Source organism: Streptomyces sp. NPDC051322 (assembly GCF_040689485.1).
Classification (GTDB): Bacteria; Actinomycetota; Actinomycetes; order Streptomycetales; family Streptomycetaceae; genus Streptomyces.
The window spans coordinates 35,695-56,259 of the sequence record NZ_JBFBAK010000014.1 but is presented as its reverse complement, the minus strand read 5'-3'; the positions used below and the strand labels follow the sequence as shown (position 1 = coordinate 56,259).

The 20,565-nt window shown below is 69.6% G+C and carries 17 protein-coding genes; 5 read left to right on the top strand and 12 right to left on the bottom strand.

Features of this window, described 5'->3' with window-relative positions:
• Positions 1 to 10 precede the first annotated feature (10 nt).
• Both AB0436_RS27205 and AB0436_RS27200 read right to left on the bottom strand, forming a co-directional pair.
• Positions 11 to 1,870: an IucA/IucC family protein gene (locus AB0436_RS27205; RefSeq protein WP_366470583.1), complete on the bottom strand. Its 1,860-nt coding sequence runs from the start codon at positions 1,868 to 1,870 to the stop codon at positions 11 to 13.
• A gap of 27 nt (positions 1,871 to 1,897) precedes the next feature.
• Positions 1,898 to 3,277: a diaminobutyrate--2-oxoglutarate transaminase family protein gene (locus AB0436_RS27200; protein ID WP_366470582.1), complete on the bottom strand. Its 1,380-nt coding sequence runs from the start codon at positions 3,275 to 3,277 to the stop codon at positions 1,898 to 1,900.
• 333 nt (positions 3,278 to 3,610) lie between these two features.
• On the opposite strand from AB0436_RS27200, the gene AB0436_RS27195 reads away from it, so the two are divergent.
• Positions 3,611 to 4,831, top strand: a complete 1,221-nt coding sequence (locus AB0436_RS27195; RefSeq protein WP_366470581.1) for a hypothetical protein — start codon at positions 3,611 to 3,613, stop codon at positions 4,829 to 4,831.
• A gap of 117 nt (positions 4,832 to 4,948) precedes the next feature.
• Positions 4,949 to 6,124 (top strand): hypothetical protein, encoded by a 1,176-nt coding sequence (locus tag AB0436_RS27190; RefSeq protein WP_366470580.1) that lies wholly within the window; start codon positions 4,949 to 4,951, stop codon positions 6,122 to 6,124.
• A 128-nt stretch (positions 6,125 to 6,252) separates the two neighbouring features.
• On the opposite strand, the gene hflX is transcribed toward AB0436_RS27190, so the two are convergent.
• From hflX to miaA, 6 genes are all read right to left on the bottom strand, one after another.
• Positions 6,253 to 7,800: a GTPase HflX gene (hflX, locus tag AB0436_RS27185; RefSeq protein ID WP_366470579.1), complete on the bottom strand. Its 1,548-nt coding sequence runs from the start codon at positions 7,798 to 7,800 to the stop codon at positions 6,253 to 6,255.
• 138 nt (positions 7,801 to 7,938) lie between these two features.
• A complete protein-coding gene (locus AB0436_RS27180; protein ID WP_366470578.1) occupies positions 7,939 to 9,387 on the bottom strand; it encodes a M1 family metallopeptidase in 1,449 nt (482 codons plus the stop codon).
• Between the two features lie 78 nt (positions 9,388 to 9,465).
• Positions 9,466 to 11,598, bottom strand: a complete 2,133-nt coding sequence (locus tag AB0436_RS27175) for an HD domain-containing protein (protein WP_366470577.1) — start codon at positions 11,596 to 11,598, stop codon at positions 9,466 to 9,468.
• A gap of 158 nt (positions 11,599 to 11,756) precedes the next feature.
• A complete protein-coding gene (gene dapF, locus AB0436_RS27170) occupies positions 11,757 to 12,629 on the bottom strand; it encodes a diaminopimelate epimerase (RefSeq protein WP_366470576.1) in 873 nt (290 codons plus the stop codon).
• 77 nt (positions 12,630 to 12,706) lie between these two features.
• On the bottom strand, positions 12,707 to 13,144 hold the full coding sequence (locus AB0436_RS27165; RefSeq protein ID WP_366470575.1) for a hypothetical protein: 438 nt from the start codon (positions 13,142 to 13,144) through the stop codon (positions 12,707 to 12,709).
• A gap of 119 nt (positions 13,145 to 13,263) precedes the next feature.
• Positions 13,264 to 14,202: a tRNA (adenosine(37)-N6)-dimethylallyltransferase MiaA gene (miaA, locus tag AB0436_RS27160; RefSeq protein ID WP_366470574.1), complete on the bottom strand. Its 939-nt coding sequence runs from the start codon at positions 14,200 to 14,202 to the stop codon at positions 13,264 to 13,266.
• 180 nt (positions 14,203 to 14,382) lie between these two features.
• Between miaA and AB0436_RS27155 the strand changes: the two genes are divergently transcribed.
• Together AB0436_RS27155 and AB0436_RS27150 are read left to right on the top strand one after the other, a co-directional pair.
• Positions 14,383 to 14,634: a hypothetical protein gene (locus tag AB0436_RS27155; RefSeq protein ID WP_366470573.1), complete on the top strand. Its 252-nt coding sequence runs from the start codon at positions 14,383 to 14,385 to the stop codon at positions 14,632 to 14,634.
• Positions 14,635 to 14,663: 29 nt separating this feature from the next.
• The gene (locus AB0436_RS27150; RefSeq protein ID WP_366470572.1) at positions 14,664 to 14,909 is read left to right on the top strand and encodes an antitoxin; all 246 of its coding nucleotides are present in this window, start codon (positions 14,664 to 14,666) and stop codon (positions 14,907 to 14,909) included.
• A 54-nt stretch (positions 14,910 to 14,963) separates the two neighbouring features.
• Here AB0436_RS27150 and AB0436_RS27145 read toward each other — a convergent pair whose 3' ends face one another.
• On the bottom strand, positions 14,964 to 15,674 hold the full coding sequence (locus tag AB0436_RS27145) for a class III extradiol dioxygenase subunit B-like domain-containing protein (protein WP_366470571.1): 711 nt from the start codon (positions 15,672 to 15,674) through the stop codon (positions 14,964 to 14,966).
• A gap of 67 nt (positions 15,675 to 15,741) precedes the next feature.
• The gene (miaB, locus tag AB0436_RS27140) at positions 15,742 to 17,238 is read right to left on the bottom strand and encodes a tRNA (N6-isopentenyl adenosine(37)-C2)-methylthiotransferase MiaB (RefSeq protein WP_366470570.1); all 1,497 of its coding nucleotides are present in this window, start codon (positions 17,236 to 17,238) and stop codon (positions 15,742 to 15,744) included.
• A gap of 70 nt (positions 17,239 to 17,308) precedes the next feature.
• Between miaB and AB0436_RS27135 the strand changes: the two genes are divergently transcribed.
• The gene (locus AB0436_RS27135; protein WP_366470569.1) at positions 17,309 to 18,304 is read left to right on the top strand and encodes a TAXI family TRAP transporter solute-binding subunit; all 996 of its coding nucleotides are present in this window, start codon (positions 17,309 to 17,311) and stop codon (positions 18,302 to 18,304) included.
• Between the two features lie 24 nt (positions 18,305 to 18,328).
• On the opposite strand, the gene AB0436_RS27130 is transcribed toward AB0436_RS27135, so the two are convergent.
• Positions 18,329 to 19,723: a HAMP domain-containing sensor histidine kinase gene (locus AB0436_RS27130; RefSeq protein ID WP_366470568.1), complete on the bottom strand. Its 1,395-nt coding sequence runs from the start codon at positions 19,721 to 19,723 to the stop codon at positions 18,329 to 18,331.
• 15 nt (positions 19,724 to 19,738) lie between these two features.
• Complete coding sequence (locus AB0436_RS27125; protein WP_366470567.1) at positions 19,739 to 20,434, bottom strand: response regulator transcription factor; 696 nt, start codon at positions 20,432 to 20,434, stop codon at positions 19,739 to 19,741.
• Between the last annotated feature and the right edge of the window lie 131 nt (positions 20,435 to 20,565).

Here is a 20,565-nt window from a genome sequence, read left to right as displayed (position 1 = left end):
ACAGATCGGGTCATGTCCCGGTGGAATGAAGGGGGTTGGTGAGGGTGACGTAGACCGACTGGGTGTCGACCGGGCCGACCAGCTCGTCCAGTCCGCGCAGCCTGGTCAGGAGGTTGGCCTTCGTCCGAAGCACCGGGGCGTTCAGCAGCTGAGCGGGCAGCGGTGAACCGAGCACGCTCGCCTTTGCCAGGAACTGCCGGAAGGCGGCGATCAGAAGGCGTTCGTCTGCCAAATGCTGCGAGCCCAATGCCCCGATGAGCCCGAAGACGTTGTTGATGCCTAGGTAGTAGGCGAATCGCTCGTCGGTCACGGAATCGGCGACGAAGGTGTCACTGGTCGTGCTGATGCCCGGCAGGCGCCTTTCCAGAGCCTCACGGTGGGACTCGCGGAAGTAGTAGCCCTGGTTGTCGCGGTAGCGTCCGCCGACGGGCCAGCCGTTGGGTGACAGCATGACCAACGTGTTCTGCTGATGGGCTTCGAGGGCGATGCCTGCGGCACCATCGAGCCAGAGCACGGGGCGTACGACGTGATCGAGGTATCGCAGAAACCACTCGGCGGCGACGGCACCGGTGGATCTGCCGGTCGAGGCCGCGAGCGCGGTCACGATGTCAGCGAGCCGGGAGCTCATGCGGTCCCGGCCGGGACGAGGACGGACCGCGGTGAGAGCCGCGATGCACACGGCATCGTCCCCCGGGCCGAAGGGATTGTGACGCACGACAACGTCGAACCCCGGGAGCGGTTCTCCGTCATGGGTGTCCACTCCGAGCCATGCGGGGTCGCGGACGATGTCGAAGCGCGGGTGAGCTGTCTGCCACTCCTCACCGAGTCCGCCCCTCAGCAGGCGGTGGACTTCCACGCCCCGGTGGAGTTCCTTGCGCAGGTTCTCCCGACGGGAGTTCGTAATGCGCAGGCCCAGCGAGAGCTTGAGCATCGCCGCGGAACCGGGACGGTGAACCGTACGCACGGAGGAGGTGGGATGCCAGCGGTCACCATACGGACCCAGGTCGCACAGGAGGCCTGCCTCGACAAGCTGGACCACGGCGGGACGCTGCATCAGGTCCCGAGCCTGCCACGGGTGCAGCGGCAGCAGAGCCGTGCCGTCCGGATGCGAAAGGGGGCCCGCCAATCGAGCGATGACCAGTTCGGCGGGGAGGGTACGGCCCCGCTCCGTCCATGCGGAGTCCTGCGCCAGTACGGATCGGTCGACAGCGATCCAGTGCAGAGGGAAGGAACCGTGCAGCTCCGGCGAATACGTGCGGTTCTCGGCGTCGGACAGTCCTTCCCGACTCTTCGGGGTGGGGTGCAGAGGGTGGCCGAACAGCAGGGACTGCTCCGCGGTGAGGAAGAGATCCGTCTCGTGGGCCGGCCCGGGACTGGCGCGCCGCTCGGCGAGGAAGGTGGCGGTGCGGCGTACCGAATCGGCAACCCTGCCGACCAGGTCGGCGCTCTCGCGTTGGCCGGTTTCCCGACCGAGCAGTGCGGCGACGGTAACAGCGTCGGCGGGCGGCGCGGTAGCCGAGCCGCCTTCCAGCGTCGGTCTGCCGAACCGGTGCCAGCCGGTGGGCGACCAGTACAGGACCGGGACGAGCAATGCCGCGCCGCTCGCCTTCAGCGGGACGCGCAGAATCGGGCCGGTCGGCCTGACGATGTTGTTCTCCCTGATCCAACAGCGCAGCAGATTCTCGATACCCGCCGTTTCGGCCGCTGCTGTCGCGTCCGGGTCGTCCAAAGGGTCGGGGTGAAGGGGGCGTTCGCGTGAGTGGTCCCTGCTGTTCTGACGCGGGACTGTCTCCAAGTCGACGATGAGCGGTCCGCAGGAAGCGGGACGGCCGTAGGCCTCGGGCGTGTCGGGTGCGGGGGTGGAATTCACGGACTGCTTCCTTGTGAGAGATCCATGTCAGAGCTGGGGGCGGGTCTCGTGGTGATGGTTCTGGATACGTTCGGCGGCCGTCAGAGCGTCGGCCAGCCGGTCGAGGACGGCTTCCGCCTGTTCGTCAGTGAGAGTGAGGGGAGGCAGCAGCCGGACGACGCTGGAGTGACGTCCGCCGAGTTCGACGATGAGCCCTCGGGCCAGGCATTCGCGCTGGACGGCGGCGGCGCGAGCGGCATCCGCCGGCGGAGGCGCTGTGGCGGTGGGGTCGCCGGCCTCGCGGTCGACGATTTCCAGGCCGATCATCAGTCCTCTACCGCGTACGTCTCCGATGGAGGGGTGATCTGCGGCCAGCCCCTGCAGCCGTCCGATGATGCGGGCGCCGAGAGTCCCCGCACGCTCGGCGAGCCGGTTCTCGCGGACGTACGCGAGGGTGGCGGCACCCGCTGCCATGGCCAGTTGATTGCCGCGGAAGGTCCCCGCGTGGGCGCCCGGATCCCAGACGTCCAGCTCGGACCGATAGACGATGACGGCGAGCGGAAGGGACCCGCCGATCGCTTTGGACAACACCATCACGTCGGGCACGATCCCGCTGTGTTCGACAGCCCAGAAGGCTCCAGTGCGGCCTACGCCGGTCTGTACCTCGTCGGCGATCAGCGGAATGGAGCGTGCCGCGGTGATTTCCCGCATCCGGCGCATCCAGTTGTCGGGGCCGGGGATCACCCCGCCCTCGCCCTGTACCGGCTCGAGGATCATCCCGGCCGGCGGCAGCACCCCGCCCTTGGGGTCGTCGAGGAGGTTCTCGGTCCAGCGGGTGGCAAGGTCCACTCCTCGCTCGCCACCGACCCCGAAGGGGCTGCGGTAGTCCTGGGGATACGGCAGCCTGGTCACCCGTACGTCGGGGGCACCGCCCGATACTGCAAGGGCGCCGGCCGTCATGCCGTGATAGGCACCGGTGAAGGTGAGGATTCCGTTGCGCCCGGTTGCCGTGCGGACGAGTTTGAGCGCTGCCTCGACCGCGTCCGTACCGGCAGGTCCGCAGAACTGCACCCGCGCCTGGTCGGCGAAGTGTCGGGGCAGCGTCTCGAAGAGTTCGGTGATGAAAGCGTCCTTGACCGGTGTGGCGAGATCCAGGACGTGCAGCGGTGCGCCGGAGTCGATCACCTTCTTGATCGCTTCCAGCACTGCCGGGTGGTTGTGTCCGAGTGCGAGTGTTCCCGCACCGGAGAGGCAGTCGAGGTAGCGTCGCCCGTCCGCGCCCTCGATCGTCAGTCCACGGGCCCGCACCGGAACGATCGGCAACGATCGCGCATAGGTGCGGGCGGCCGACTCACGCATCGACTGCCGGCGCAGGATCCCCGCGTGCACGGTCGCCGGCGCCATCGGAGCAGATTCGGTCACGGCCACTACTGGTGCTCCTCCCGCTGTCCCGAATCAGTTCGTTACAGCTAGGTCGTTACAGCTAGGTCATCGCGTTTCGGCCGTCGCTTTTCTGTCGCACGGCCGCAGCTTCCACGGCTGAACACAGCCCAAAAGCCCCCCGTACGTACCAACGACGACGGCGCTGCGAGATCACGGGCGGGAGGGAAGATCCTTGTGACGGCGGAACCACAACCCTGCTGCGCGCCGTCCCCATCGGCACCGGCATAGTGGGGCCCGCACTTCGGGGGCCGACACGTCCTGTTCCGCGCTGCCGCAGTTGCTCCGAAATCAGTTCCGAAGTCTCAGGGGGATCACCACATGCGACCGCTCCACCCAGCTTCTACAGCGCGCCGCGGGACGCGCACACGGCGAACCTTCCCCGCCATAGTGGTGGTTGGCCTCACAGCCGTGCTCTCGCTCACCGCCACTGCCTGCGGCCCCGGCGCCGATGACGCCTCGAGTCAGGCCAGCACCAGCGCCACTTCGGCATCCGACGGCAAGATCACCGTTCCGGACAACGTCAAGGACCGGCTGAAGCAGCACGGCGTCGACCTGGACAAGTGGAAGAACGGCGAGTGGAAGAACTGGGACAAGGACAAGTGGCTGCGGGAGGCCAAGGACTTCATCAACCCGATCATCGCCGGTCTCTGGGGCCCGGCCCGGATGCGGGACGCCGACAAGACTCCGCAGAAGCCTGTCGACAGTGACATCTCAGGCGACAAGGGAGTCACCGATCCGACGCCGGCTCCGGTCAACGCCCAGGCCGTGAAGGCCCCTTACCACGCCAATCTGCCCGAGGCGGGAAAGCTGTTCTTCGACAGCCCCGAAGGATCAATGGTCTGCTCGGCGACCGTGGTCGAGGACCCGGCCCATCCCGGCAAGTCCAACATGGTGTGGACGGCCGGTCATTGTGTTCACGCGGGCAAGAAGGGCGGCTGGTACCGCAATATCGCCTTCGTCCCGTCCTACAACAACAGCGGCAAGTCCGTTGCCCAGTTGCAGCATGCCAAGAAGGAGGAGGTCGCTCCGTACGGCGTCTACTGGGCGGACTGGGCGCAGACTTCCGAGCAGTGGATCAGCGACGGCGGGCCCACCGGCGGCCAGGGTGCTCCCTATGACTTCGCGGTCCTGCATGTGACCCCGGAGAAGGGCAGCACCAAGTCGCTGGAGGAGACGGTCGGCGGCGCACTGCCGGTCAACTTCAACGCGCCCGCGGTGCCCAAGATCCCGAGTATCACGGCGACGGGTTACCCGGCGGCTCCGCCGTTCGACGGCCAGAAGCTCTTCCAGTGCTCCGATGGCCCGGGTCGCCTCTCGGTCACCGCGAACGACCCGACGATGTACCGCATCGGCTGCACCATGACCGGCGGTTCGTCCGGCGGCGGCTGGATCTCCGCGGGTGCCGACGGCAAGCCTGCCCTGGTCTCCAACACCTCGATCGGCCCGGTGACCACGGGCTGGCTGGCGGGGCCACGGCTCGGCAAGGAAGCCAAGGGCGTCTACGAGTCGGTGAGCAAGAAGTATGCGGGTCGGCGCTAGACGGCGCATTCCCTTCCGTCCACAGCTCGTCCTCGAGCCGTCCTCAGCAACGGCAGCCGCAACCAGCGGCGGTAAGAAGACCCGCGCATCACCAGGGGGAACTGCTCCATGCGGTCCATGCGATCCATCCGTCCGAAACTGGCCGCGACCGCTGTCGCCGCAGCGCTTGCGCTGACGGCGACAGCCTGCGGCGGCGCCAACGACAAGGCAGCCGGGCAAGCTGCCGACAAGCCCGTGGCCTCCGCATCCGCCGGCGGCGCCGCCGATGACGCCGGCGCGCTCGTCGATACCCTCAAGAAGCACGGTGTCGACCCGGACAAGTGGAAGAACGGCGAGTGGAAGAACTGGGACAAGGACAAGTGGCTGCGTAACGCCAAGGACTTCGTCAACCCGGTGATCAAGGGGCTGTGGAAACCGGACCGGATGCAGGAGGCCAAGGAGCCGCAGAAGACCATGGCCTACGGCGACTCGACGGGCGACCAGAATGTCACCGACCCGGAGCCCGCACCCGTGCAGGCCCAGGAGGAGAAGCATCCCTATCACCGGTACGCGGCCCCGGTCGGCAAGGTCTTCTTCGACTCCCCCGCGGGCTCCATGGTCTGCTCCGGCACGGTCGTCAAGGATCCGAAGGCCCCGGGCCGGTCGAACCTGGTATGGACCGCCGGCCACTGCGTCCACGCGGGGGCCAACGGCGGCTGGTACCGGAACATCACATTCGTCCCGTCCTACAACGACCAGGGCAGGACGCCCGCCCAGCTGCGCAATGCCCAGCCGCAGGAGATCGCACCCTACGGCTCGTACTGGGCCGACTGGGCCATGACGTCCAACGCCTGGATCACGGACGGCGGACCGACCGGCGGCGCGGGGTCACCTTACGACTACGCGCTTCTGCACGTGAAGCCGGAGAACGGCGGCAAGTCCCTCGAAGAGACCGTCGGCAACGCGCTCACGGTCGACTTCGACGCTCCCGAGGCGAAGGACATCCCCGCGATGGGTGCCTGGGGGTACCCGGCGGCCCCGCCGTTCAACGGGCAGTTGATGAACAAGTGCGTCGACCGACCCGGTCGGCTTTCTGTCAGCCCCGGCACACCGGCGATGTGGCGCATCGGTTGCACCATGACCGGCGGTTCCTCAGGTGGCGGCTGGTTCATCGCCGGCAAGGACGGAAAGTCCGAGCTGGTGTCCAACACCTCGATCGGGCCGGTCACTTCGGGCTGGCTGGCAGGGCCGCGACTCGGGCAGGGCGCGCAGCAGCTCTACGCGGCGATGAGCGACAAATTCGCGGGCCGGTGACCGCGTGCCGGTGACCGGAGGCCGGGCCCGCAGCGGACGATAACCACACCACACAGCCGAAGGCCCGCCTCCGCAAACCCAAGAACTCATGGGACGCGGAGGCGGGCCTTCGGCTGGTGCGGCGACGGTCAGTGGGCCACCGGAACGTAGGGCGCCAGGTCGGCGGCGAGTTCCTCGTGCACCCGTGCCTTGAGCAGCGTGCCCTCCGGAGTGTGCTCCTCGGAGATCACTTCGCCGTCGGCGTGCGCCCGGGCGACCAACTGGCCGTGCGTGTACGGAACCAGCACCTCGACCTCGACCTGCGGACGGGGCAGTTCCGCGTCGATCAGCGCGAGCAGCTGCGCGATTCCCTGGCCCGAACGAGCCGAGACCGCGATGGCGCTCCGCTCGATGCGCAGCAGCCGCTGCAGTACGAGCGGATCGGCCGCGTCCGCCTTGTTGATCACCACGATCTCCGGCACGTCGGTGGCACCGACATCCCTGATCACCTCACGCACGGCGGCGAGCTGCTCCTCCGGAGCCGGGTGCGAGCCGTCCACCACATGAAGGATCAGGTCGGACTCGCCGACCTCCTCCATGGTGGACCGGAACGCCTCGACCAGGTGGTGCGGCAGGTGCCGTACGAAGCCGACGGTGTCAGCCAGGGTGTAGAGCCTGCCGCCGGGCGTTTCGGCCCTGCGCACGGTCGGGTCCAGGGTGGCGAACAGTGAGTTCTCCACCAGCACGCCGGCCCCCGTGAGCCGATTGAGCAGGGAGGACTTGCCGGCGTTGGTGTATCCGGCGATGGCCACCGACGGGACCTTGTGGCGCTTGCGCTCCTGCCGCTTGATGTCGCGGCCGGTCTTCATCTCCGCGATCTCCCGGCGCATCTTCGCCATCTTCTCGCGAATCCGGCGCCGGTCCGTCTCGATCTTGGTCTCACCGGGACCACGGGTGGCCATGCCGCCGCCCGCCGAACCGGAACCGCCACCACCCATCTGCCGGGAGAGCGACTGACCCCAGCCGCGCAGCCGCGGCAGCATGTACTGCATCTGCGCGAGCGCGACCTGTGCCTTGCCCTCGCGCGACTTGGCGTGCTGGGCGAAGATGTCGAGGATCAGGGCGGTACGGTCGACCACCTTGACCTTGACGACGTCTTCCAGATGGATCAGCTGTCCTGGGCTCAGCTCACCGTCGCACACCACGGTGTCGGCCCCGGATTCGAGCACGATGTCACGCAGCTCGTGTGCCTTGCCCGAGCCGATGTAGGTGGCCGGGTCCGGCTTGTCGCGGCGCTGTACGACACCGTCGAGCACGAGGGCGCCCGCCGTCTCGGCCAGGGCTGCCAGCTCCGCCAGGGAGTTCTCGGCATCCTGAGCGGTCCCGGAGGTCCAGACGCCGACCAGCACCACCCGCTCCAGGCGCAGCTGCCGGTACTCGACCTCGGTGACGTCCTCGAGCTCGGTGGACAGGCCCGCCACCCGTCGCAGCGCGGCGCGCTCCGACCTGTCGTACTGGTCCCCGTCACGCTCGCCGTCGATCGCGTGGCTCCAGGCGACGTCCTCTTCCATCAGGGCATCGGCCCGGCGGCTCTCGTTGTAGCTCTGAGTGTCCGGTTCAAGGGCGGGTCCGAGGGCGTCCAGCTCGAGGACGTCCTGCTCGAGTGCGTCCTGGGAAGGGGAAGAAGAGGAGGTCATTGGATCCTTACGTCGAGCCGATAGATATTCCGTTCACCAGTCACAACGCGTGACGGCTCCGGATGATTCCCGGGGGAAGATCCGCGGAGCCCGCAGCGTCGGTGACCCCGTCGATAGTGGCACGGTGCGCTCGCCACGTCACCCGGCTTTCGGCCGGACGCTGTGCCAGTCCGGGTGGCCGGGCATCGGGGGTGTCCGCTCGCCGTAGAGCCAGTCGTGGAAGAAGCCGGACAGGTCGCGCCCGGCGATCTGTGAGGCCAGGGCGGAGAAGTCGGCGGTGGTGGCCGAGCGGTAGCGGTAGGCGTGCACCCAGCTGCGCTCCACCTGCTGGAAGGCGTCGGCGCCGATCTCCTGACGCAGTGCGTAGAGAACCAGGGCGCTGCCGTCGTAGACGACCGGCCGGAAGATACTGATCTGGTGCCCCGGCTCGGGAGGCTTCGGGGCGGCGGGTGGGCCGTCCTGGGCGCGTTCACCGTCCGAGTCCCGGTAGGCGTCGTGCATGCGCCGGGCCAGCGACTTGCCGGCGTGCTCGTCGGCGTACAGCGCTTCGTACCAGGTGGCGTGTCCCTCGTTGAGCCAGAGGTCGGACCAACGGTTCGGCGAGACGCTGTCCCCGAACCACTGGTGGGCGAGTTCGTGCACCATGACCGATTCGACGTACCACGCCGGAAAGCGCGGCTCGGTGAAGAGCCGGCGCTCGAAGAGGGACAGCGTCTGGGTTTCCAGCTCGAAGCCGGTGCGGGTGTCGGCGATGAGCACGCCGTACGTCGCGAACGGATAGCGTCCGACCTTCGACTCGAGCCAGCTGAGCTGCCCCGGTGTCTTCTTCAGCCAGGGCTCCAGCTTGCGGCGGTCCGCCGCCGGTACGACGTCGCGCAGCGGCAGCCCGTGCGGGCCCGCCCGGTGAGTCACCGCCGAGCGCCCGATCGACACCTGGGCCAGTTCGGTGGCCATCGGACGGACCGTCCGGTAGGTCCAGGTGGTACGGCCCGCTTGTGTGCTCCGCGCGGTGGGCAGCCCGTTGGCCACCACCGTCAACCGCTGTGGAGCCGTCACCCGGAAGGTGAACCATGCCTTGTCCGCGGGGTGGTCGTTGCAGGGGAAGACCCGGTGGGCTGCGTCCGCCTGGTTGGCCATGGCGAGGCCGTCCTTGGTGCGCACCCAACCGCCGGCCGTCGCACCGCGCGGGTCGCTGGTGTGCCGCACGGTGATCCGCAGCCGTCCGCCCCTGCGTACGCGATGGTGCGGTGTGACCACCAGGTCCTCGCCCGCAGTGGCGAATCCCGCGCGCTCACCGTTCACATCGACGGAGCGCACCGTACCGCGGGCGAAATCGAGATTGACGCGCTGCAAGGGAGCGGTGGCCAGGGCGTCGATCGTCGTGACCGCGGACAGTGGCTCGGTGTTGCGGCCGGGATAGGTGAGGGCGATGTCGTAGGTGAGGACGTCGTACCCGGGGTTGCCCAGGTGGGGGAAGAGCGGATCGCCGATACCGAGGGGTACGGGGGCGGGCAGGGCAGCGGTGATCAGGGCCGCCGATGCGGCCGCCGGCAGGGCGGCACGAAGGCGCCGGAAGATGTGCAGCATGCGCTACCGCTACCAGCACATCCGGGGCGGACCGGGACGGGGCGCGCCACCCCCACTCGAACGGGTCTCAGAACGGTGTCAGGCGGTGGCCGGATGCTGGGCACGGCTCACGTCGTACACCCCCGCCACGTCGCGCATGGTGCGCATCAGTGCGGGCAGTTCGGCGGCGTCCGGAAGTTGCAGGGTGTAGGTGTGCCTGACCCGCTGCTCGCTGGGCGGTTCCACGGTGGCCGAGACGACGGCGGCGCCCGCCGAGGCGATGACCTCGGTCAGGTCCGCGAGCAGCTGCGGCCGTCCGAAGGCCTCGGCCACCAGGGTGACCGTGCAGTCACCTGTGGCGCCCCAGTCCGCCCCGACCGGGGCTCGTCCCAGCGCGCGCATCCGGGCAACCGACGCGCAGCCTTCGCGGTGCACGGTGACGGCGCCACCGTGCACCGCGAAACCGGTGATGGCGTCGGGCGGCACCGGTGTACAGCACCCGGCCAGCCGCACCGTGGTGTGCGGCAGCTCCACCACGGCCCCGGTGGTGGCTCGCCGCACGGTGCCCCCGGTGGCGGATGTGGCCGACCGGGGGGCGGGATCCGCCACCGCGGCCCCTTCCGGGTGTTCGGCGAGCCAGCCGGAGATCGCGATCCGCGCGGCGGCCGTACGGGCATGGTCCAGCCACTCCGGCGAGGGCCCGGAAGAAGTGTCCTCGGCCAGCAGCAGCTGCACGATGTCTCCGTCGCTCAGCGTCGTACTGAGCGTGGCCAGGCGTCCGTTGACCCGGGCACCGATGCAGCGGTGGGCCTCCTCGCCATGCTGCGCGTATGCGGCGTCCACACAGCTGGCTCCGGCGGGCAGCCCCAGGGTGCCCCCGTCCGCACGGAAGACGGTGATCTCCCGGTCCTGCGCCAGATCCGCGCGCAGCGTGCTCCAGAAGGTGTCCGGGTCGGGCGCGGACTCCTGCCATTCGAGGAGGCGGGAGAGCCATCCGGGTCGGGTCGGGTCGGCCCGCTCGCCGTTCGCGGCGGCGTCGGCGGTGTCGGCGGCCTGGGTGCCGTCCGCCGGGGCGTAGGGGTTGCCGAGTGCGACGACGCCCGCTTCGGCGACCTTGTGCATCCGGTGCGTACGGATGAGGACTTCGGCGACCGCGCCGTCGGGGACGGCCACGGCCGTGTGCAGTGACTGGTACAGGTTGAATTTGGGTGCGGCGATGAAGTCCTTGAACTCCGAGATCACCGGGGTGAAACAGGTGTGCAGTTCGCCGAGCACGGCGTAGCAGTCGGCATCCTCACCGACGAGGACCAGGAGGCGTCCGAAGTCGGTGGAGCGCAGTTCCCCCCGCTTGGCCCGGACTCGGTGCACCGAGACGAAATGCCGTGGTCTGATGAGTACTTCGGCAGGGATGTCCGACTCCCGCAGCACCTTCCGGGCCTCTTCGGCGATCGCTGCGAGCGGGTCGGCGCCGGATGTCCCGGCAGCAATCAGCGCCCGGACGCCTTCGTACTCCTCGGGGCGGAGGATCGCGAAGGCCAGGTCCTCCAGTTCGGTCTTGAGTGCCTGCACGCCGAGCCGCTCGGCCAGCGGAATGAGTACGTCCTGGGTGACCTTGGCGATCCTGGCCTGTTTCTCCGGGCGCATCACGGAGAGGGTGCGCATGTTGTGCAGCCGGTCGGCGAGTTTGATCGACATGACCCGGACATCGTCACCGGTGGCGACCAGCATCTTGCGGAAGGTCTCCGGCTCGGCGGCGGCTCCGTAGTCGACCTTCTCCAGCTTGGTCACGCCGTCGACCAGATAGCGGACCTCGTCACCGAACGCCGTCCCGACCTGGTCGAGTGTCACATCGGTGTCCTCGACGGTGTCGTGCAGCAGCGAAGCGGTCAACGTGGTGGTCTCCGCCCCGAGTTCGGCAAGAATCAGGGTCACGGCCAGCGGATGGGTGATGTACGGCTCACCGCTCTTGCGCATCTGACCGCGGTGGGACGACTCGGCGAGCTCGTATGCCCTGCCCAGGACCGTCAGATCGGCTTCGGGGTGGTGGGCACGATGGGCCTCCGCGATATGGCCGATGGCATCGGGCAGTCCACTCCGCGACGTGGGTCCGAAGAGCGCGGCGCGACCGAGTCTGCGGAGGTCGATCCGGGCCCGGCCGCGCCGACGGCCCGGCTGATCCGCCGTCGGGGTATCCGCGGGCACACCCTCGGGATTGGTGGCCTCTGCACTCATGGGCACCTCCGGCAGTGTCGACCGGCGGTGGGCTGACTGCGGGTGAGCGCTCGTGGCCGGTGCTTGATGCTACCGAGCCCACCATGGAGGGCCGCGCCACTTCCGCCCACCGTGAAACGGATCACCCATTCGAGCGAAGCCCGCAGGCCGTTCCGCCGTCAGGCGAGGGCCGCTTCGCGGAACGAGGAGTCGAGCGTGCCCTCGGCGACGATCACCGCGGGCCCCGTCATCTCGATTTCACCGTCCGGCAGTTCGGTGATCAGGAGCCGGCCGCCGGGAAGGTCGACCGTGTAGGTCACCGGGCTGCCGGTGACTGCTGGGTCCGTACCGTCCCTGCGGGCTGCCGCAACGGCTACCGCGCAGGCGCCCGTACCGCAGGAGCGGGTCTCGCCGGAGCCTCGCTCATGCACGCGCATCGCCACGTGACGCTCACCGCGGTCCACCACGAACTCGACGTTGACCCCGTCCGGGTAAACGGATGCCGGACTGAAGGGCGGCGTCGAGAGCAGTGGTCCGGCGTGCCGCAGGTCGTCCACGAAGACAACGGCGTGCGGATTGCCCATGTCGACATTGCGGGCCGGCCAGCTGCGACCGTCGACCGTGACGGTGACTCCGGTTTCGGGGAGCCCGGCACGGCCCATGGAGACCGTGATGTCACCGTCCTTGGCGAGGTGGACCTTCTTCACTCCGCCCCGGGTCGCAACGGCCAGATCGCCGTCCGCCACCAGGCCGGCGCGCTGGAGGTACCCGGCGAAGACGCGTACCCCATTGCCGCACATCTCGGCGACGGAGCCGTCGCTGTTGCGGTAGTCCATGAACCACTCGGCCTCCGCGGCCATCCCCCGGGCGTCGGGATGCGCCGCGGAACGCACCACGTGGAGGAGACCGTCGCCGCCGATGCCCGCCCGGCGGTCGCACAGGGCGACCACCGCGGTGGCGGGCAGGGCAATGGCGTTGTCCGGGTCGGGGATGATCACGAAGTCGTTCTCGGTCCCGTGCCCCTTGAGGAAGGCGATCCGCGAAGTGCTCACCCCGCCATCGTACGAGGTGAGCACGGCGAACACGGAGGCAGCCGACGGGCACCTGAGAAGCGGACCGGCGGAGCCGGTCAGCGCAGCCGGGCCACCCGCCCGACGGCGAGTGCCACGATCACGCACCCGGCGACCGCGTAGAGCCCGAGTACCCGCCAGTCCGGCCGCTCTCCGGAGCCGCGGGCCGGCAGGCCGGGCCAGGCGTACCCGACCCGACGGGCGGCCATCATGCCCCAGCCTGCGGCACAGCAGCTGATCAGAAGGCCGAGCATGGCAACGACGGGGCCGCCGTCGTCGGGCTCGAAAGCGAGCGGGAACGCGAACATCAGTGACCCGACGGCCGCCAGCACCACGATCGGTGCGAGCTGCCAGATCCGCAGTCGACGCTGCGGACGCAGTTCGACCTCGACCTCCGGAGTCACTTCGGGGGCGTCCTGCTCGTCGGGCCCGTCGGGGCTCAGCTGCACCCCCTCGTCCGGGGATCGCTGCTCACTGTCGCGAGGGCCGGCCTCCATCGCCACGCGCCCTCCCACTCGGACTTCACTGGTGATCGAAGAGTGTCGATCGACGCTCGATGATGGCACGCTCGCAGGCCCGGAAATGACGGGTGGAGCGTCCCGATGCCATCACGTGATCAGGCTGTGACCGCTCGTTCGACCAACGCCAGCGCCCGTTGCGGAAGTCCGGCACGGTCGGTGGCCGCGCCACTCAGCCAGTGCACGCGTGGATCGCGGCGGAACCACGAGTCCTGACGGCGCGCGAAGCGCTTAGTGGCGCGTACGGTCTCGGCTCGCGCCTCCTCGTCGGTGCACTCTCCCGCGAGTGCCGCGAGCACCTGCTGGTAGCCCAGGGCCCGCGATGCCGTCCGGCCCTCGCGGAGTCCCTGCTCCTGCAGCGTGCGCACCTCGTCGACCAGTCCCGCCTGCCACATCCGCTCGACCCGGGCGGCGATGCGCTCGTCCAGTTCGGGGCGTGCCACGTCGACGCCGATCTGCACGGTGTCGTACACCGAGTCCGGCCCGGGGAGGTTGGCGGTGAACGGCTTGCCGGTGATCTCGATGACCTCCAGCGCCCGGACGATACGGCGGCCGTTGCTGGGCAGGATGGCGACGGCCGCCTCGGGGTCGGCCGCGGCGAGCCTGCGGTGCAGTACGCCGGGGCCGTGCCGCACGAGTTCCTCCTCGAGGCGTGCCCGGACCTCCGGGTCGGTGCCCGGGAACTCGAGCGCGTCGATGGCTCCGCGGACGTAGAGCCCGGAGCCTCCGACCAGGACCGGCGTACGGCCTGTGGCGAGCAGTCGGTCGATCTCCGTGCGGGCGAGCCGCTGGTACTCGGCGACGCTGGCGGCCTGTGTGACGCTCCAGATGTCGAGGAGATGGTGCGGGACACCGTCGCGCTCCTCGAGCGTCAGTTTGGCAGTACCGATGTCCATCCCCCGGTAGAGCTGCATGGAGTCGGCATTGACGACCTCACCGCCGAAATGCCGGGCGAGGGCGACGCCCAGATCGGACTTTCCGGCCGCGGTGGGACCGACAACGGCGATGACCCGCACTGGCGGAGCTGCACTTTTCACAGTCCCAGTCTCGCAAACCCCGGAGTCTGTCCCCGAACGAGTGAGGTGACAGACAGCTGCCCGGGTTCGTTTCTGTTCCGAGGTTCCGGCCGCCGGTCTTCCCACCGGCCCCCGGTCTGCGCGATCAGGCGCCCGGGACGGCGCGGAATGTTGCCCGCCCGAGTAGGTTATGGAGTGAATATGAGTGTTTTCGCAGTGTTTCGCCGCAAGGTAAAGCCCGCTGCCGAGGAGCCGACCGACGAAGCAAGGACTGCGGAAGCCACGGCCGATGAGCTCGTGGTCGGGACGGCAGCGGACGGAACCGCCGGGGCGGAGACGGGCGAGCCGGGTGCGGAAAGCACGGCCGGCACGGCCGCCGAAGTGGAGATCCCGCGACAGCAGTCCGTCGCCGCGGCCGCCGACAACGAAGTCGGTGACGCCGTACGCAAGTAATTCGCCGTTCGGAGGGAAGTAGGTCCGTCATGGGATTCATGGACAACCTGAAGGCCAAACTCGCGCCTGCCAAGGACAAGGTCTCGGACCTCGCCCTGCAGCACGGGGACAAGATCGGACAGGGCCTGGACAAGGCCGCGCACACGGTCGACTCCAAGACCAAGGGCAAGTACAGCGACAAGATCGAGTCGGGCACAGGCAAGGCCAAGAATGCTCTGGACCGGCTCTCCCACAAGGACGGCGGCAGCACGCCGCCGCCACCTGCGGCTTCCTGACCGGGCAACCGGCCCCGGGTGCCCACGGAGCAGCATGCTTCGTGGGCACCCGCGTCAGGACCAGACGGCGACGAAGTAACCCACTCCGTAGGGGGCGTCCTCGTACATCAGCCGGCCGCCGAGCCCGGCGCCCTCGGCGGCGCCGGCAAGGACCTGCCAGGGCGCACGGCCCGCGGCCTTGAGCTCGTGGGCGAGCGGCGCGTCCAGTGCCCGGAGCGCGGGCAGGTCGGCGGCGCCCAGCGCCCGGGCGGCAGCCGCGTCGAAGCCGACCGCACGCTCATCGAGATAGCCGGGCGCCTTGAGGGTGCGGCAGGCGCTGCCGTCCCCCATCACCAGGAGAGCGAGCCGCTCGGCGGATGCGGCAAGGTCACGGCCGGCTTCCCGACAGCGCTCCGGTGCCAGCGGCTCGCCGACCCCCAGCGCCTCGACCGGTACGCCCGCCCAGTGCGCCTGACCGAGCAGCCAGGCGCCCACGGCCAGCGCCGGCGGCAGCTCCCGGTCGGGCGCGGTATCCGCAGCGCCCAACTGCACCTCGAGATCCACCCCGAAGCCCCGGAAAGATCCGGTGGCGCCCTGCGGATGCGTCCCCCGGCCCGCGACAGGCGCCGGACCGACGACGATCAGGCGGTCGGGCCGGGACGCCGCGAGCACGCCCAGGGCGTCGAAGCAGGCGGCCCGGGCGGCGTCGAGCTCCGGCGCCGCACCCGCGGCGACCTCCGGCACGAGCAGCGGCGGGCAGGGACAGACGGCGGCGGCTACGAGCATGATCCGCAGCCTAGCGCCCCTCCCGGCAGGGCCTGCCCCCGCCAGGAGGTGCCGTCGCAGGCTGTCGTTACTGGTCGCAGCCGCAGCTGCCGGCCGCCATCGAAGCCGCTTGCGGGGCCGGGGCACCGATCGTCGGCAGTCCGAGCATCACCCCGGCCGGCCGGGACACCTCGGCGGCGTTCCGCTTCTGCCAGGCGTCCCCGGCGCGGGTGCGCCGAACCGCTGTGGTCGGGCCCTCGGCGAGGAGGTGGTGCGGAGCCGCGTAGGTGATCCGGACCGTCACCACGTCCCCCGGTCGGACCTCGGCGTCCGGCTTGGTGAAGTGGACCAGACGACTGTCGGGCGCACGCCCGGACAAGCGGTGGGTGGCGCCGTCCTTGCGGCCCTCGCCCTCCGCGACCATCACGTCCACGGTGCGGCCGACCTGCTTCTTGTTCTCCGCCCAGGAGATCTCCTCCTGGAGCGCCGAGAGCCGCATGTAGCGCTCCTGCACGACCTCCTTGGGAACCTGGCCCTCCATGGTGGCCGCGGGGGTTCCGGGCCGCTTGGAGTACTGGAAGGTGAATGCCTGAGCGAAACGGGCCTCGCGGACCGCGTGCATCGTCTGCTGGAAGTCCTCCTCGGTCTCGCCGGGGAAGCCCACGATGATGTCGGTGGAGATGGCGGCGTGCGGGATCGCGGCGCGCACCTTTTCGATGATCGCGAGGAAGCGCTCCTGCCGGTACGAACGGCGCATCGCCTTGAGAATGGCGTCCGACCCCGACTGCATCGGCATGTGCAGTTGCGGCATCACGTTCGGGGTCTCGGCCATGGCCGCGATCACGTCGTCGGTGAAGTCGCGCGGGTGCGGGGAGGTGAAACGGACGCGCTCCAGGCCCTCGATCGCACCGCAGGCACGCAGCAGCTTGGAGAAGGCCTCACGGTCACCGATGTCGGAGCCGTAGGCGTTGACGTTCTGCCCGAGCAGCGTGATCTCGGAGACGCCCTCGGCGACCAGCGCCTCGATCTCGGCGAGGATGTCGCCGGGGCGGCGGTCCTTCTCCTTGCCGCGCAGCGCCGGAACGATACAGAAGGTGCAGGTGTTGTTGCATCCGACGGAGATCGACACCCAGGCCGCGTACGCGCTCTCCCGTCGCGTCGGCAGCGTCGACGGGAAGGCCTCCAGGGATTCGGCGATCTCGACCTGTGCCTCCTCCTGGACGCGGGCACGCTCCAGCAGTACCGGCAGCTTGCCGATGTTGTGCGTACCGAACACCACATCCACCCAGGGCGCCCGCTGGACGATGGTGTCGCGGTCCTTCTGCGCCAGACACCCACCGACGGCGATCTGCATACCGGGTCGCTTGGTCTTCATGGGGGCGAGCCTGCCGAGGTTGCCGTACAGCTTGTTGTCAGCGTTCTCCCGCACCGCGCAGGTGTTGAAGACGACCACATCGGCATCCCCGTCGGCGCCCTCGGGCGCGCGGACATATCCGGCATCCTCCAGGAGGCCCGACAGCCGTTCGCTGTCGTGCACATTCATCTGGCAGCCGTACGTCTTCACTTCGTAAGTCTTGGCGCTCATATCGCATACCAGGGTACGGGCAGCGGCACCCCCTGTTCCTCGGGGGCAACGAACTGGCAGGATCGCGCGCATGTGCACTCTGCTGTCCCACCTCAGCCGCCGGCGCGCCCTGCAGGGCTCCGCGGCCGCGCTGGTGGTCCTGGGGCTGCTGATGTGGTGGCTGTTGCCCGTCGGCCAGTCGGCCCCGCGCGGGTCGGTCACCTTCAGCACGGGGGTGCGCACCGGGGTCTACCAGCTTTACGGGAAGCTGCTCAAACCGACGCTCGCACACGACCTGCCCGGGGTGTCGATCGATCTGCAGCCGAGCGAGGGTTCCCAGCAGAACCTGGCCAGGGTGGCGACCGGCAAGGCGGACTTCACCATCGCCACCGCCGACGCGATCGCCCAGTACATCGCCGACGGCAGGCCCGGAGCGGACCGGCTGCGCGGCTGTGCCCGGTTGTACGACGACTATGTGCAGCTCGTCGTGGACGACGGCTCCGCAGTGCAGCGGGCCGGCGACCTGCGACACAAGCGGGTGGCCGTGGGGCAGCCGGGCTCCGGGGTACGGCTGATAGCGGATCGCGTACTGCGGGCTGCCGGGCTGGACCCGCAGAAGGACATCACCGCGGTGCCGGCCGGGATCGACACCGGTCCCGCGCTGCTGGACGCCGGCAAGATCGACGCCTTCTTCTGGTCGGGTGGCCTGCCGACCGACGCGGTACACGACCTGGCCTCACGTCATCCGATCCGGCTCGTCCCCCTCGACGACCTGGTGACCCGGCTGCACGCGGGCGGCGGGAACACCCGGTACTACCGCGCGGCGGTGATCCCCGGCGACGCCTACCGCGAGGCGCGGAACAATGGTCCGGTGTCGACCGTCGCGGTTGCCAATGTGCTGGTCACGACCGACCGGGAGGGCCCGGAGCTGACCGAGGGCTTCACCCGCAGCGTCATCCGCAGCCGCGACCGGATAGGCCGCCAGGTGCACGCGGCGCAGCTGGTGGACGTACGGACCGCGATCTACACGGACCCGCTGCAGCTGCACGAGGGCGCCAGGCGCTACTACCGGTCGGTCAAGCCATAGCCGGGCGGCTCGCCGGGACAGCCCTCAGGAGCCCGGCGAGGTGCGTGGCACGGTGACCGTCACCCGGAGCCCGTGCGGCTCGTTCTGCTCATAGCTCAGCGAGCCCCCGCCCGCAGTCAGCAGGCTCCGCGAGATGGACAGCCCCAGGCCGGACCCCTTGACGTTCTGATGGCGATTGCTGCGCCAGAAGCGGTCGCCGATCCGGCCGAGCTCGTCCTGGCTCAGCCCCGGTCCGCCGTCGGCGACAGCGATTCGGGACGTGGCGCCGTGCGCGGAGACCGTGACGGTGACCTGCTCGCCCTCCGGGGTGAACTTCAGCGCGTTGTCGATCACCGCGTCCAGCGCGCTGGAGAGCGCCACCGGATCCACCCAGGCGGTGACCGCTGCTGCGCCGTCCTGGGTGAGGCGGACGCCCCTGCCCTCGGCGAGCGGACGCCAGGCGGCGACCCGCTCGAGGGACAGTTCGGCGACATCGGTGAGACGGAGTTCCGCATCGGTGTGTTCGGCCAGTGCCAGATCGAGGAGGTCGTCGAGCACTTCGGCAAGACGTTTCCCCTCCGTGCGTACCGAGGCGATCTCCGCGTTGTCCTCGGGGAGTTCGAAGGCGAGCAGCTCGATCCTCAGCAGCAGCGCGGCCAACGGGTTGCGCAGCTGGTGCGACGCATCGGCCACGAAGGCGCGCTGCTGTTCCAGCACATCCTCGACGTTGTCGGCCATCTCGTTGAACGAACGGGCCAGCCGGCGGAGTTCGGGCGGGCCCCCGCCGGGTGCGACCCGGGACTTCATCCGTCCGGTCGCGATGCCATGGGTGGCCGCGTCCAGCGTCCGCACCGGAAGCAGCACCCACCCGGTGAGCCGGATGGCGGCGCCCACCGCGAGCAGCATCGCCGCGGTCTCCCCCGCGGCGATCAGCAGCCAGCCGCGCACGATCCGCGAACGCAGCTGGCCGGTGGGCGAGTCGGTGACCACCACCGCGATCACGTCGCCGTTCCTGACCACGGGCGACGCGACGACCAGCCGGCCGCGCTGCCAGGGCCAGACCTGCGAGGGGTCCCTGCTGCGCCGCCCCGCGAGCGCCTCCTGAAAGGCTTGCCGGCCTTCACCCACGGCGGGCACGGCCCAGGAACGCGGGGCCGCCGCCATGGCCCGGCCGTCCCGGTAGAAGACGCCGGCCCGAATTCCGTACACCGTGTCGTAGCGGGCGAGTTCGTTCTGGAGGGTGCTGTGCCGCTCGGCCTCACTGGCCGGGATCTCGGTGACGAACTGTGCCTCGGCCGCGATCCGCGCGGTGTCGTCGAGCCGGTCGACGATCACCTTCTGCTGACGGGCCTCGGCGAGGCTCAGCGCGAGCGGGAAGCCGAGCGCGAGCAGCACACCGGCCATCAGGACGATGAGCAGCGGAAGCAGCCTGGCGCGCACGGGAGGTGACGCGTCTCAGGCAGCGGCCGGGACGACGAGCCGGTAACCGACACCCCGCACGGTCTCGATCAGCGCGGGCAGGTGCAGCTTCGAGCGCAGCGAGGCGACGTGCACCTCGAGGGTGCGACCGGTCCCTTCCCAACTGGTCTGCCACACCTCACTGATGATCTGCTCCCTGCGGAAGACCACACCCGGGCGCTGGGCCAGCAGCGCGAGCAGATCGAACTCCTTGCGGGTGAGCTGGATCTCGGTACCCCCGACGCTGACGCGCCGGGTGGGCAGCTGGATCTCGACCGGTCCGAGGTGCAGCGCGACCGCGGGGGTCGCTCCGGTGTCCTCGCCGGAGGCCGTGCGCCGGCTGACCGCATGGATACGTGCGAGGAGCTCCCCGGTGTCGTACGGCTTGACCACGTAATCGTCGGCGCCGAGGTTCAGCCCATGGATCCGGGAGCGCACGTCGGCCCGGGCGGTCACCATGATCACTGGGGTCGTCGTCCGCTTGCGGATCTTCCCGCACACCTCGTATCCGTCCTGGTCCGGCAGCCCGAGATCGAGCAGGATGACCCCGAAGGGCTCCTCGTCGTCGGGAAGCAGGGCGCGCAGCGCCTCTTCACCGCTCCGGGCATGCACGACCCCGAAGCCGTGCCTGGCCAGTATCGCGGAGAGCGCGGCGGCCACATGGTTGTCGTCCTCCACCAGCAGCAGTCTCATGGCCCCCCTCCCGTTGTGCGGTGCACATCGCGCCCGTACCCGCGTTTCACGGGTACCAGGGCATCCACGCCGATAGCCGGCGCACCAGTCAAGGACTTCCTCCTGCCACGGGGGTTCCGTTATGCACCCGG